This window comes from Pseudomonas sp. S3_A09 (assembly GCF_054668065.1).
On record NZ_CP162752.1, the window covers coordinates 1,043,512 to 1,055,951 of the forward strand.

13 protein-coding genes are annotated in these 12,440 nt (G+C 59.8%); 10 read left to right on the forward strand and 3 right to left on the reverse strand.

The window, feature by feature from the left end; genetic code table 11:
• Window positions 1-26 precede the first annotated feature (26 nt).
• The 6 genes from rloA to AB4N92_RS04915 all read left to right on the forward strand — a co-directional run bounded on the left by rloA (window position 27) and on the right by AB4N92_RS04915 (window position 5,419).
• Window positions 27-563 (forward strand): retropepsin-like aspartic peptidase RloA, encoded by a 537-nt coding sequence (gene rloA / locus AB4N92_RS04890; RefSeq protein WP_021491515.1) that lies wholly within the window; start codon window positions 27-29, stop codon window positions 561-563.
• A gap of 5 nt (window positions 564-568) precedes the next feature.
• The gene (gene rloB / locus AB4N92_RS04895; RefSeq protein WP_021491514.1) at window positions 569-2,101 is read left to right on the forward strand and encodes an osmotic stress tolerance membrane protein RloB; all 1,533 of its coding nucleotides are present in this window, start codon (window positions 569-571) and stop codon (window positions 2,099-2,101) included.
• The gene (locus AB4N92_RS04900) at window positions 2,101-3,087 is read left to right on the forward strand and encodes an alpha-L-glutamate ligase-like protein (protein ID WP_010208468.1); all 987 of its coding nucleotides are present in this window, start codon (window positions 2,101-2,103) and stop codon (window positions 3,085-3,087) included. The genes rloB and AB4N92_RS04900 overlap by 1 nt, the downstream gene beginning before the upstream one ends.
• Window positions 3,088-3,187: 100 nt before the next feature.
• Window positions 3,188-4,531, forward strand: a complete 1,344-nt coding sequence (gene pabB / locus AB4N92_RS04905) for an aminodeoxychorismate synthase component I (RefSeq protein WP_044287675.1) — start codon at window positions 3,188-3,190, stop codon at window positions 4,529-4,531.
• A gap of 229 nt (window positions 4,532-4,760) precedes the next feature.
• On the forward strand, window positions 4,761-5,063 hold the full coding sequence (locus tag AB4N92_RS04910) for a type II toxin-antitoxin system HigB family toxin (RefSeq protein WP_010208464.1): 303 nt from the start codon (window positions 4,761-4,763) through the stop codon (window positions 5,061-5,063).
• Window positions 5,063-5,419: a helix-turn-helix domain-containing protein gene (locus AB4N92_RS04915; RefSeq protein WP_010208463.1), complete on the forward strand. Its 357-nt coding sequence runs from the start codon at window positions 5,063-5,065 to the stop codon at window positions 5,417-5,419. Before AB4N92_RS04910 ends, AB4N92_RS04915 begins: the two co-directional genes overlap by 1 nt.
• 122 nt (window positions 5,420-5,541) lie before the next feature.
• Here AB4N92_RS04915 and thrH read toward each other — a convergent pair whose 3' ends face one another.
• Window positions 5,542-6,159, reverse strand: coding sequence for a bifunctional phosphoserine phosphatase/homoserine phosphotransferase ThrH (thrH, locus tag AB4N92_RS04920; RefSeq protein ID WP_236267025.1), 618 nt, complete (start codon window positions 6,157-6,159; stop codon window positions 5,542-5,544).
• A 152-nt stretch (window positions 6,160-6,311) separates the two neighbouring features.
• Here thrH and AB4N92_RS04925 point away from each other — a divergent pair, with 152 nt between their 5' ends.
• The 3 genes from AB4N92_RS04925 to AB4N92_RS04935 all read left to right on the forward strand — a co-directional run bounded on the left by AB4N92_RS04925 (window position 6,312) and on the right by AB4N92_RS04935 (window position 9,779).
• Window positions 6,312-7,046: a phosphoadenylyl-sulfate reductase gene (locus AB4N92_RS04925; RefSeq protein ID WP_010208461.1), complete on the forward strand. Its 735-nt coding sequence runs from the start codon at window positions 6,312-6,314 to the stop codon at window positions 7,044-7,046.
• 473 nt (window positions 7,047-7,519) lie between these two features.
• Window positions 7,520-9,049 carry an NCS1 family nucleobase:cation symporter-1 gene (locus tag AB4N92_RS04930; RefSeq protein ID WP_047540275.1) on the forward strand — a complete coding sequence of 510 codons (1,530 nt, stop codon included), beginning with the start codon at window positions 7,520-7,522 and terminating at the stop codon, window positions 9,047-9,049.
• A gap of 13 nt (window positions 9,050-9,062) precedes the next feature.
• Window positions 9,063-9,779 (forward strand): aspartate/glutamate racemase family protein, encoded by a 717-nt coding sequence (locus AB4N92_RS04935; RefSeq protein ID WP_021491510.1) that lies wholly within the window; start codon window positions 9,063-9,065, stop codon window positions 9,777-9,779.
• Here the strand turns inward: AB4N92_RS04935 and AB4N92_RS04940 are convergent.
• Window positions 9,760-10,689, reverse strand: coding sequence for a LysR family transcriptional regulator (locus tag AB4N92_RS04940; RefSeq protein ID WP_044287679.1), 930 nt, complete (start codon window positions 10,687-10,689; stop codon window positions 9,760-9,762). The genes AB4N92_RS04935 and AB4N92_RS04940 overlap by 20 nt on opposite strands.
• 126 nt (window positions 10,690-10,815) lie before the next feature.
• Here AB4N92_RS04940 and AB4N92_RS04945 point away from each other — a divergent pair, with 126 nt between their 5' ends.
• Window positions 10,816-11,562 carry a 3-oxoacyl-ACP reductase family protein gene (locus AB4N92_RS04945; RefSeq protein WP_021491508.1) on the forward strand — a complete coding sequence of 249 codons (747 nt, stop codon included), beginning with the start codon at window positions 10,816-10,818 and terminating at the stop codon, window positions 11,560-11,562.
• A gap of 133 nt (window positions 11,563-11,695) precedes the next feature.
• Here the strand turns inward: AB4N92_RS04945 and AB4N92_RS04950 are convergent, their stop codons facing one another.
• The gene (locus tag AB4N92_RS04950; RefSeq protein ID WP_010208454.1) at window positions 11,696-12,385 is read right to left on the reverse strand and encodes an HAD-IA family hydrolase; all 690 of its coding nucleotides are present in this window, start codon (window positions 12,383-12,385) and stop codon (window positions 11,696-11,698) included.
• Window positions 12,386-12,440 lie beyond the last annotated feature (55 nt).

The window sequence follows — 12,440 nt, forward strand, 5'->3', positions numbered from 1 at the left end:
CATCGCACTGCACCGCCTCGGGATTTATGAGACTCAAGCCCTTCCTTTTATTGACTTGCCTCCTGACCGCACCGGGCCTTGGCGTTGCCGCCGAGAAGACCGTGTATGGCCTCAACGAATATGCCCAACTGGCCGGGATCGACCTGGAAGTCGCCGCCAAACTGGACACCGGTGCCAAGACCGCCTCCCTCAGTGCCCGTGATATCAAGCGCTTCAAGCGCAACGGCGAATCCTGGGTGCGCTTCTACCTGGCCATCGACACCGCCCATTCCCACCCCATCGAACGCCCCCTGGCCCGCGTCAGCAAGATCAAGCGCCGCGCCGGTGACTACGACCCCGATGAGGACAAGAACTACACCGCCCGTCCGGTGATTGCCCTGGATATCTGCATGGGCACTGCTTTACGCAGCATCGAAGTGAACTTGACTGACCGCAGCGCTTTCCAATACCCGCTGCTGATCGGCTCCGAAGCGCTGAAACGCTTTGATGCGCTGGTCGACCCCAGTCTTAAATACGCAGCAGGCAAACCCGCCTGCGCCGCCGACGCTCATACCGCCGAGTAAACCGAATGCGCTCTCTGACCCTGCACCTGAAAATCCTGATCGCCATCCTGGTGGTGCTGGGTATTTCGGTCACCGCTTACCAGATCTTCGTGCTGGGGATCCCCGTCACCGAGGACGCCACCGACGACTTGTGGAACATCGACGCCAAGGTCGAGTTCGTCGCCAGCCCGAAAGACCCGGTGAAGATCCAGATGTTCGTGCCGCCCCTGAGCCGCGACTTCGTCAGCCTCAACGAGAGCTTCATCTCGAACAACTACGGCGTGAGCGTCAACCGCACCGATGGCAACCGCAAGGTGACCTGGTCGGCCCGCCGCGCCAAGGGCAACCAGACCCTGTATTACCGCCTGGTCCTCACCAAGCGTTACAGCGGTGAAAAGGTCAAGATCAAGGGCCCGACCTTCCGCGACAGCATTGCCGTGGAAGGCCCGGAAAAGATCGCTGCCGAAGCCCTGCTGGCGCCGATCCGCCAGCACTCGGCCGACGTCGAGACGTTTATCAGCGAAGCCATCAAGCGCACCAACAACCTCAACGATGACAACGTGAAGCTGTTGCTGGCGGGCGATCCGTCTACGCCGCACAAGGCCAAGATCGTCGAGTTGCTGCTGTCCATCGCCCACGTGCCGGTGGAAAAGGTCCACACCATCCGCCTGGTCGCCGACCAGCCGCAAACCCCGGAACTGTGGCTGCGCAGCTTCAACGGCAATGACTGGCTGTACTTCAACCCGGAAACCGGCGAACAAGGCCTGCCCGCCGACCGCCTGCTGTGGTGGACCGGCGATGAAAACCTGATCACCGTCGATGGCGGCAAGAAAGCCACGGTAACCTTCAGCCTGAACAACAGCGAGATGAACGCCATTCGCCTGGCCAAGCTGACCGACGAGAACACCGACGCCAACTTCCTCGAATACTCGCTGTATGGCCTGCCGCTGCAAACCCAGCAGACCTTCATGATCATGGTGATGATCCCGATCGGTGTGCTGGTGATCCTGGTCCTGCGCAACCTGATCGGCTTGCAGACGCTGGGCACGTTCACGCCGGTGCTGATCGCCCTGGCGTTCCGAGAGACGCAGTTGGGCTTCGGGATTGTGCTGTTTACGATTATCACGGCGCTGGGGCTGTCCCTCAGGTCGTACCTGGAACACTTGAAGCTGCAGATGCTGCCAAGACTGTCGGTGGTGCTGACGTTCGTGGTAGTGCTGATCGCGGCCATCAGCCTGTTCAGCCATAAACTGGGGCTGGAGCGCGGGCTGTCGGTGGCGCTGTTCCCGATGGTGATCTTGACCATGACCATCGAACGCCTGTCGATCACCTGGGAAGAGCGTGGCGCCAACCATGCGCTGAAGGTGGCGATTGGCACGCTGTTCGCCGCGTCCCTGGCGCACCTGATCATGAGCGTGCCGGAGCTGATCTACTTTGTATTCACCTTCCCGGCCATCCTGCTGATTTTGGTGGGCTTCATGCTGGCCATGGGTCGTTATCGCGGCTACCGCTTGACCGAGCTGGTGCGTTTCAAGGCCTTCTTGAAGGCTGACCAGTAATGTTCGGTTTCTGGAAGACCTGGAAGGCGCTGGAAGCGCGGGGAATCATGGGCATCAACCGGCGTAATGCCGACTACGTGCTCAAGTACAACAAGCGCAGCCTGTACCCCATCGTGGATGACAAGATCATCACCAAGGAACGCGCACTGGCCGCCGGCATCCATGTGCCGGAAATGTACGGGGTGATTTCCACCGAGAAGGAAATCGACAAGCTCGACGAGATCATCGGCGGGCGCAGCGATTTCGTGATCAAACCAGCGCAAGGTGCCGGCGGTGACGGCATCCTGGTGGTGGCGGACCGCTTTGAAGGGCGCTATCGCACGGTGTCCGGCAAGATCATCAGCCACGAAGAGATCGAACATCAGATATCCAGCATCCTCACCGGCCTGTATTCACTCGGCGGCCACCGCGACCGCGCGTTGATTGAGTACCGCGTGGTGCCTGACCAGATCTTCAAGAGCATCAGCTATGAAGGCGTGCCGGACATCCGCATTATCGTGCTGATGGGCTACCCGGTGATGGCCATGCTGCGCTTGCCGACCCGTCAATCGGGCGGCAAGGCCAACCTGCACCAAGGCGCCATCGGCGTGGGTGTGGACCTCGCCACGGGCCTGACCCTGCGCGGCACCTGGCTCAACAACATCATCACCAAACACCCCGACACCACCAACGCGGTGGATGGCGTGCAACTGCCCAACTGGGACGGGTTCATGAAGCTTGCGGCGGGTTGCTATGAGTTGTGTGGGCTGGGGTACATCGGCGTGGACATGGTGCTGGACCAGGAAAAAGGTCCGCTGATTCTTGAGCTGAATGCGCGGCCGGGGCTGAATATCCAGATCGCCAACGACTGCGGTTTGACCCTGCGAACTCATGCAGTAGAGGCGCGGCTGGAAGAGCTGAACGCCGCTGGCGTGACGGAAACGCCGGAGGAGCGGGTGAAGTTTGCGCAGGAAATGTTTGGGCATATTCCGCCCGTAGAAGGTTAACGCGACTTTTCATCGCCTTATCCCCGACATCCCCTCTAGGAGCAAATCCTACAGGGGACTACAATCCCCTCCCCCCGCGCCATTAGCTGATCCACCCCGCATGTCGACCTGCTCCGTATATACGCTGCCCTATCGGGCTAACCCCGCCGAGTATTTTGCGGCGATTCGCCACGCGCCTGGCGCGGTGCTGCTGGATAGCGGGCGACCGGCAGCCGAGCGTGGGCGGTATGACGTGCTGAGTGCCTGGCCACTTGCAACCTTGACGGTTTCACCTGACGAAAGTGGTAGTGATTTCCTGCAACGCTTGCGGAAAAACCTTACCCAGTTGGGGAAAGCAGACCTGCCCACCGGGTGTGAACTGCCGTTTGCCGGTGGCCTGATCGGCTATTTGAGCTATGACTTCGGCCGGCACCTTGAGCAAATGCCACACCTTGCCGTGGACGATCTGCACCTGCCGGATGCGCGTTTCGGGCTGTATGCCTGGGCGCTGATCAGTGATCATCAGGCCCGGACCAGCCAGCTTGTGTTTCATCCCGCACTGGCGGAGACAGAGCGGCAACGCTTGATCACCCTGTTCGGTCGGCCGGTAGCCGACAACACAGCGACCTTCAAACTTAACGGCCCCATGGCCCCGGACCTCACCGGTGAGGCCTACCGCCAGGCAATCGTGCGCATCCAGGACTACATCCAGGCCGGCGACTGCTACCAGGTCAACTTTGCCCAGCGCTTCCGTGCGTCGTGTGTCGGCGATCCCTGGGTCGCCTACTGCGCCCTGCGCGAAGCCTGCCCGACGCCGTTCTCCGGGTTCCAGAGCCTGCCGGACGACGGCGCGGTGCTGAGCCTGTCGCCCGAGCGTTTCGTGCATGTCAGCGAGCGCCGCGTCGAGACCCGCCCCATCAAAGGCACTCGCCCACGCGGTCTGACGCCCGAAGAGGACGCCGCCAACGCCGCCGAACTGCTGGCCAGTCCCAAAGACCGCGCCGAAAACCTGATGATCGTCGACCTGCTGCGCAACGACCTCGGCCGCACCTGCCGCACCGGCTCGGTGAGCGTGCCGGAACTGTTCAACCTGGAAAGCTACCCCAACGTGCACCACCTGGTGAGCAGCGTTATCGGCGAATTGGCCGACGGCAAAGACGCCCTCGACCTCATCGCCGGCAGCTTTCCCGGCGGCTCCATCACCGGCGCGCCGAAGATCCGCGCGATGCAGATCATCGACGAGCTGGAGCCGACGCGACGCGGGTTGTACTGCGGTTCGCTGGTGTACCTGGACGTGCGTGGCGAGATGGACAGCTCCATCGCCATCCGCAGCCTGCTGGTCAAGGATGGGCAGGTATGTTGCTGGGGGGGCGGCGGGATTGTCGCGGACTCGCAGTGGGAAGCGGAGTACCAGGAGTCGCTGACCAAGGTGAAGGTGTTGTTACACACTTTGGAAAACCTGTAGTCGCCAAGCCCCTCCTGGCTCTCGGACGCAAAGCCGCCCGGCAGGAAAAAACCTGAATCAGAACGTCTATGGACGACATTCGAGCTGGACGATAGCGTCCGGCTCGGACCGTCCACTAGCCGTCTGTGAGGGATCACATGAACCGACTGCTTACTCTTAAGAAATTGTTTCCGAGATTGCATCTCGATCCAACCGCGCCTATATTCTCCCAAATTGGGAGGATGAAGCGATGCGCATAATCGCTCTCTCAACCCTACGAATATTCTGGGAAAGCCACTCAGCTTATTCCGACGCCAAAACACCGCTGGTCGAACTGTACCGTCATTTGGAGAAAGCCACTTACCCAACGCCGCAAGCACTCAAAGCAGAGCTTAGAGCGGCAAGTATCCTGAAAGGTGGCAGGGTTGCCTTCAACGTGGGCGGCAACAAATATCGAGTGATCATGGCGATCGATTATCAGCGCCAGCTTGGGTTCATACGTTTCGTGGGGACGCATGCGCAGTACGACCAGATCAACGCGGAGACCGTGTGATGAACATCAAACCTATACATTCCCAGGAAGACCTGACCGCGGCACTCACGCGCGTCGAGCAGCTATGGGGAGCCGAAGTCGGCTCACCGGAAGGTGACGAGCTCGAAATTCTTGCAGTCCTCATAGAAAAATACGAGGCAGAACATTATCCAATGCCACCTTCGGATCCAGTGGAAGCGATTAAATTTCGCATGGAGCAGTTGGGCATGACCGCTCGGGATCTTGAGCCTTTCATCGGGACAAGCGGACGTGTGTCCGAAGTATTGAATCACAAGCGCAAGCTGAGCTTGTCGATGATCAAGCGCCTGCATGAAGGCTTAAGTATTCCTTATGAGCGCTTGCTGGCTGGCGTCTGAGATTTACGGTGTTTGTAAGGACCTCATTGCGGGCAAGCCCGGCTCCCACATTTTGACGTGTAAACCCGTTCACGTGTGGGCGCTGGCTTGCCTGTGAAGGGGCCACCAGCCTTGGTGAAAACCTACAGGCTCAACGGCCGATTCGACGCCTTGATGAACGCGTGCTTCAGATCCTCGAACGTATGCACCGCCGGGAATTGCGGGAATTCGCGGATCACGTTCTCCGGCGCATGGAACAGAATCCCACAGTCGGCTTCGCCCAGCATGGTGGTGTCGTTGTAAGAGTCGCCGGCGGCGATCACCCGGTAGTACAGACTCTTGAAGGCCAGCACGGATTGGCGCTTCGGATCTTTCTGGCGCAGTTGGTAACTGACCACGCGATCGGTGTCGTCGGTAATCAGCCGATGGCACAGCAGGGTCGGGAAACCCAGTTGGCGCATCAGGGGTTGGGAAAATTCATAGAAGGTGTCGGACAGGATCACCACCTGGAAGCGCTCGCGCAGCCAGTTGACGAATTCGATGGCGCCGTCCAACGGCTTGAGAGTGGCGATCACTGCCTGGATGTCGGCGAGCTTGAGCCCGTGTTCGTCGAGGATGCGCAGGCGTTGCTTCATCAGCACGTCATAGTCGGGAATGTCCCGTGTAGTCGCCCGCAGGGATTCAATACCGGTTTTTTCGGCGAAGGCGATCCAGATTTCCGGAACCAGCACCCCTTCCAGGTCGAGACAGGCAATTTCCACAAGACACTCCCATTTGTAGTTTGTTGGTTGAGCGAGCAAAAGGACTGCCGAACTCTAGCGATTCAAGCTCACCGCCGCAACGCAGAGCGGATTTTGATACCATCGCTCCCCTATAGAGCGCTCAGCGCCACTGACCTGTAGGAACCGTCCTGATGAACCAAGCCTTCGACGTCGCTGAACTCGCCGCGACTTACGCCAACAAATCCGCCCAGGATATTCTCAAGCTGGCGTTCAGCCAGTTCGGTGATGACCTGTGGATTTCCTTCAGCGGTGCCGAGGACGTGGTGCTGGTCGACATGGCCTGGAAGCTGAACAAGAACGTCAAGGTATTCAGCCTCGACACCGGCCGCCTGCACCCGGAGACCTACCGGTTCATCGAGCAGGTACGCGAGTTCTACAAAATCGACATCGAGCTGATCTCGCCGGACCAGAGCAAGCTGGAACCCTTCGTCAAAGAGAAGGGCCTGTTCAGCTTCTATAAGGACGGCCATGGCGAATGCTGCGGCGTGCGCAAGATCGAGCCGCTGCGCCGCAAACTCGCAGGCGTGAATGCCTGGGCCACCGGCCAGCGCCGTGACCAGAGTCCCGGTACCCGCAGCCAAGTGGCGGCGCTGGAAATTGACACAGCCTTCTCCACCCCGGAACGCACGCTATACAAGTTCAACCCGCTGGCGCAGATGACCAGTGAGGAAGTCTGGGGTTACATCCGCATGCTGGAGCTGCCGTACAACAGCCTGCATGAGCGCGGCTTTATCAGCATCGGCTGCGAGCCCTGCACCCGGCCGGTGCTGCCGAACCAGCATGAACGCGAAGGTCGCTGGTGGTGGGAAGAAGCCACGCAGAAGGAATGCGGCCTGCATGCCGGGAACATCATCAGCAAGGCCTAAGCGCTTCGCGATCAAATAATCAATGTGGGAGCGGGCTTGCCCGCGATCGCGGTGGATCAGTCGCTATTTGCGTGACTGATTTTCCGTCATCGCGGGCAAGCCCGCTCCCACATTTGTTATGTGTTTAACACTGAAGGTGTACACACAGATGTAACCATAGGTGGCATTTATGTGTGCAATTTTCTGTGATCCGCACCCTAACGTAACACCTCTATCCGCCCGCAGTTTCCCACCGTGCATCGCACGCTTCCCACAGCAAAATAAATAGCTGTTCAAACGGTCAATTTATATCGTTTGTAATTCAGATAGTTATTTCGAGAACATGCAAAAAGGAAATTACCTCCAGCTTTCATAGATCAAAAACTGGCACGTAAGTGGCTTAAGGTGAAATGCGCTTTGTATACAATAAATACAAAACATACATACACTTTGCCATCTGCGGCCTGGCTGCCGATGCGCTGGAGCCTGCCGGAATGCGTCCAAGCCTCTCGAACAATATCGCACTGGATCTGCCCTCCTCGCCCCTCAACCCCGAAGCGACAAGCCCCGGCCCCCTGGTGCTGAGCCCACGGCTGCACAACAAAGACCTGGCCCCGACCAAGGTCGAAGGCCGACGCTGGGGGCGCTACAGCATTTTTGCACTGTGGACCAACGACGTGCACAACATCGCCAACTATTCCTTCGCCATTGGCTTGTATGCCTTGGGTCTGGGCGGTTGGCAGATTCTGTTGTCCCTGGGTATCGGCGCGGCGCTGGTGTACTTCTTCATGAACCTGTCGGGTTATATGGGGCAGAAGACCGGTGTGCCGTTCCCAGTGATGAGTCGAATCAGCTTCGGCATCCATGGCGCGCAGATTCCGGCGTTGATCCGCGCAGTGATTGCGATTGCCTGGTTCGGTATCCAGACCTACCTGGCCTCGGTGGTTTTCCGCGTGTTGCTGACGGCAATTCATCCAGGTTTTGCCGACTATGACCACAACTCGATCCTGGGCCTGTCGTCCCTCGGCTGGGCCTGTTTTGTGACGATCTGGCTGGTGCAGCTGGTGATCCTGGCCTACGGCATGGAGATGGTGCGCCGCTACGAAGGCTTCGCCGGACCGGTGATTCTGCTGACGGTAGCGTCACTGGCCGGCTGGATGTACTTCCAGACGGGCGGGAACATCGCCTGGTCGATCCGCGACCCGCTGAGCGGCGGCGAGATGTGGCGCAATATCTTTGCCGGTGGCGCGCTGTGGCTGGCGATCTACGGCACGCTGATCCTCAATTTCTGCGACTTCGCCCGCTCTTCGCCGTGCCGCAAGACCATCCAGGTCGGCAATTTCTGGGGCCTGCCGGTGAATATCCTGGTGTTTGCCGCGATCACCGTGCTGCTGTGCGGCGGGCAATTCCAGCTTAACGGCCGGGTGATCGAAAGCCCCACTGAAATCATCGCGGCCATTCCCAGCACCTTTTTCCTGGTGCTCGGTTGCCTGGCGTTCCTGATCGTTACCGTGGCAGTGAACATCATGGCCAACTTCGTCGCACCAGCCTTTGTGCTGAGCAACCTGGCGCCCAAGTACCTGAACTTCCGCCGCGCCGGTTTGATCAGTGCCACCGTGGCGGTGCTGATCCTGCCGTGGAACCTCTACAACAGCCCGTTGGTGATCGTGTATTTCCTCTCCGGCCTGGGTGCCCTGCTGGGGCCGTTGTATGGGGTGATCATGGTTGATTACTGGCTGATCCGTAAAAGCCGGGTGGACGTGTTGCAGCTGTATAGCGAAGACCCAAATGGCGTTTATTACTACAGCCGTGGGGTCAATTTACGCGCGGTGGCAGCATTCATTCCCGCAGCCGTGATCGCCATTCTCCTGGCGCTGCTGCCCGGTTTCGCCAGTGTTTCACCGTTTTCCTGGATGTTTGGCGCTGGTATTGCAGGGTTGCTCTACCTGCTGATCGCCAAGCGTCAGCCGTTCTACGCCGATGTCAGCGGCGAAAGCATTGCAGTCGATAACGTCAGTCATTAATCAAGGACACTCCATGCGTATCCTCGTGGTCAACGTCAACACCACCGAATCCATCACTGAAACCATCGCCCAGCAGGCACGGGCTGTGGCTGCGCCGGGCACTGAGATTGTCGGGCTCACGCCCTACTTCGGCGCGGAGTCGGTGGAAGGCAACTTTGAAAGCTACCTGGCGGCCATCGCCGTGATGGACCGCGTGATGGCCTACGACCAGCCGTTCGACGCGGTGATCCAGGCCGGTTACGGTGAGCACGGCCGCGAAGGCTTGCAGGAGTTGCTCAACGTGCCGGTGGTGGACATCACCGAAGCGGCCGCCAGTACCGCAATGTTTCTGGGCCATGCCTATTCGGTGGTGACCACGCTGGACCGCACCGTGCCGCTGATCGAAGACCGCCTGAAACTGGCCGGCTTGTATCAACGCTGTGCCTCGGTACGGGCCAGCGGCATGGCAGTGCTGGAGTTGGAAGAGAACCCGCGGGCGGCGATGGAAGCCATCGTGCGCCAGGCGGAACTGGCCATCAGCGAAGACAAGGCTGAAGTGATCTGCCTGGGCTGCGGCGGCATGGCCGGGCTGGACGAGCAGATCCGCCAGCGCACCGGCGTGCCAGTGGTGGACGGCGTAACCGCCGCAGTGACCATCGCCGAATCGCTGGTGCGGTTGGGGTTGTCGACGTCGAAAATCAGGACTTATGCGACGCCAAGGCCGAAAAAAATCATCGGCTGGCCGCGTTAAAACGCTGGCTCAACTGCTGTTCGGCAAACTGCTCGATGATGAAATCCACAAACGCGCGGGTCTTGCCGGGTAGCAGTTTATGTTCGGCGTAGTAAATGGAGATGTTGCCGTCGTCGACATACCAGTCGGGCAGCACCCGCACCACCGCGCCGCTGTCCAGAAACGGCACGGCCATGGGCATGCTCACTAGGGCGATGCCCAGGCCCTGCGCGCTGGCGCAGCAGGCAGCTTCAGAGTCGCTCATGGTCATTCTCGACTTAAGCACCAGCGGGCGGTGTTCACGCTCGGTGCTGGTCAACTGCCAGGAGCGTACGCGGCCGGTTTGGGGGGAGCGGATGAGAATCCCCGTGCAGCGCGCCAAGTCCTCTGGGGTCAATACCGGCGCGCGTCGCGCCAGGTAATCCGGCGACGCCACCAATACCCGATGTGCCGGTGTGAGTTTGCGCGCCACGACCCCCTGGGGCAGTTCAAAACCGCCGCCGATGGCCGCATCGAAACCTTGGCCGATCAGGTCCACCTGACGGTTATCGAAATGCCAATCCGGGCTGATGTCTGGAAAGCGCTGCATGAACTCCCCCAGCAGTGGCACCACATAGCGATTGCCAAACACGGTGCCCATGCTGACCTTGAGCGTCCCTACCGGCCGCCCTTCAGCGCTCGCCAGGTTGGCCATGGCGTTCTGGATGGTGGTGAGGCTACCGCTGACCTCTTCCAGAAACAGTTTTCCGGCTTCGGTCAGAGTGAGACGCCGAGTGCTGCGCTGGAACAATCTCACCCCCAGGCGCGCCTCCAGCTTGGCGACACTTTTGCCGACGGCTGCCGGGGTCAGGCTCAGGTGCCGGGCAGCCTCCGCAAAGCTGCCGCCTTCAGCGCTGCGCACGAAGCATTCGATACTGCCAAAGCTCTCCATATCGACTCACTCTAAACTTTTGGTTTACACAGACTATAGCAATCACGGTCTACCGGGAGGAACTGGCGAGGTCGATACTCGGCCCCAACAACAAGGCATCCTGCCTTGAACAGCTAGGAGATCGACATGACCACACAGAACCTCAGCGGCAAAGTCGCCTTGATCCAAGGCGGTTCCCGCGGCATCGGCGCCGCCATCGTCAAGCGCCTCGCGGCGCAGGGTGCAGCAGTCGCCTTTACTTACGTCAGCTCGGTCGCCAAGGCTGAAGAACTGCAGAACAGCGTGATCAGCGAGGGCGGCAAAGCCCTGGCGATCCACGCCGACAGCGCCGATGCCGGGGCGATCCGCAACGCCGTCAACGCCACCGTCAAAGCCTTTGGTCGCCTGGACATTCTGGTGAACAACGCCGGTGTGCTGGCCATTGCGCCGCTGGAAGATTTCAAGCTGGAAGATTTTGACCAGACGTTGGCGATCAACGTACGCAGCGTGTTTATCGCGACCCAGGAAGCGGCCAAGCATATGGGTGACGGCGGTCGGGTGATCAACATTGGTAGCACCAATGCCGAGCGCATGCCGTTTGGCGGTGGCGGCCCGTACGCCATGAGCAAGGCGGCGCTGGTGGGGTTGACCAAGGGCCTGGCGCGAGATCTGGGGCCACGCGGCATCACCATCAACAACGTGCAGCCTGGGCCGGTGGACACCGATATGAACCCGGCGAACAGCGATTTTGCCGAAAGCTTGATCGGGTTGATGGCGGTGGGGCGTTACGGGCATGTGGAAGAGATCGCCAGCTTTGTGGCTTACCTCGCAGGGCCGGAAGCGGGTTACATCACAGGTGCCAGTTTGACCATCGATGGTGGCTTCAGCGCCTAGTACTTCTTAAACACTGCAAAACCCTGTGGGAGCGGGCTTGCTCGCGAAGGCTGAGTATCGGTCACTTAATACATCGACTGATACACCGCTTTCGCGAGCAAGACCGCTCCCACAGGGTTGACCTGTGTTTGATTCAGGGACGGGGCGGCAAGCCATAGGCCGCCAGGTCAAAGTCCGCGAGCTTGCGGATGATCTGGTCGGCATGGTGGTACTTGCTGTCGGCCATGGCTTCATCCGGCACGGCGATGGCGGTCATGTGCGCGGCCTTGGCGGCGGTGACGCCAAACGGCGAGTCTTCGAACACCAGGCAGTCCTCGGGCGCAACGCCCAGGCGGCGGGCGGCGGTGAGGAAGATGTCCGGCGCAGGCTTGGCAGCACCGACTTCCGGGTCGTCAGCGGTGACGATGGTATCGAACAGGCCAAACCATTCGCGGTGCAGCGTGGTCTTGTGGCCGAACGAATTGCGCGACGAACTGGTGCCCACCGCAATCGGGATATTGTGCGCTTTCAAGTGCCGCACCAAGGCTTCAGCGCCAGGCATGCCCAATGCCTTGGGGAAGCGCTCGCTCATCAGCGGCTCGCGTATTTCCAGGAACTGCGCCGGTGTGATCGGCAAATCCAGCGCCTTCACCACGTAGTCAGCCAAGTCCTGGGCACCGCGCCCGATGATGTGCTGCTTGATGCCCCAATCGTAGGTACGGCCGTAGCGTTCGGCGATGATCTGCGTAACTTCGGTGTAGATGCCTTCGGTATCCAGCAACAACCCGTCCATATCGAAAATCACGGCCTTGATTGGACCGACTGCGGTACGCGGTGCATTCATCGCAACAGAACCTTGGGAGAGGACTAAAAGGATTCAGCACAATAACGGCCACGCT

Bases quoted from the DNA above. Each gene is read 5' to 3' on its own strand.
- AB4N92_RS04935 (WP_021491510.1), top strand. From the start codon at position 9,063: ATGCGTATCCTCGTGGTCAACGTCAACACCACCGAATCCATCACTGAA.
- rloA (WP_021491515.1), top strand. From the start codon at position 27: ATGAGACTCAAGCCCTTCCTTTTATTGACTTGCCTCCTGACCGCACCG.
- AB4N92_RS04910 (WP_010208464.1), top strand. From the start codon at position 4,761: ATGCGCATAATCGCTCTCTCAACCCTACGAATATTCTGGGAAAGCCAC.
- AB4N92_RS04930 (WP_047540275.1), top strand. From the start codon at position 7,520: ATGCGTCCAAGCCTCTCGAACAATATCGCACTGGATCTGCCCTCCTCG.
- pabB (WP_044287675.1), top strand. From the start codon at position 3,188: ATGTCGACCTGCTCCGTATATACGCTGCCCTATCGGGCTAACCCCGCC.
- AB4N92_RS04915 (WP_010208463.1), top strand. From the start codon at position 5,063: ATGAACATCAAACCTATACATTCCCAGGAAGACCTGACCGCGGCACTC.
- AB4N92_RS04900 (WP_010208468.1), top strand. From the start codon at position 2,101: ATGTTCGGTTTCTGGAAGACCTGGAAGGCGCTGGAAGCGCGGGGAATC.
- AB4N92_RS04945 (WP_021491508.1), top strand. From the start codon at position 10,816: ATGACCACACAGAACCTCAGCGGCAAAGTCGCCTTGATCCAAGGCGGT.
- AB4N92_RS04940 (WP_044287679.1), bottom strand. From the start codon at position 10,689: ATGGAGAGCTTTGGCAGTATCGAATGCTTCGTGCGCAGCGCTGAAGGC.
- AB4N92_RS04950 (WP_010208454.1), bottom strand. From the start codon at position 12,385: ATGAATGCACCGCGTACCGCAGTCGGTCCAATCAAGGCCGTGATTTTC.
- rloB (WP_021491514.1), top strand. From the start codon at position 569: ATGCGCTCTCTGACCCTGCACCTGAAAATCCTGATCGCCATCCTGGTG.
- AB4N92_RS04925 (WP_010208461.1), top strand. From the start codon at position 6,312: ATGAACCAAGCCTTCGACGTCGCTGAACTCGCCGCGACTTACGCCAAC.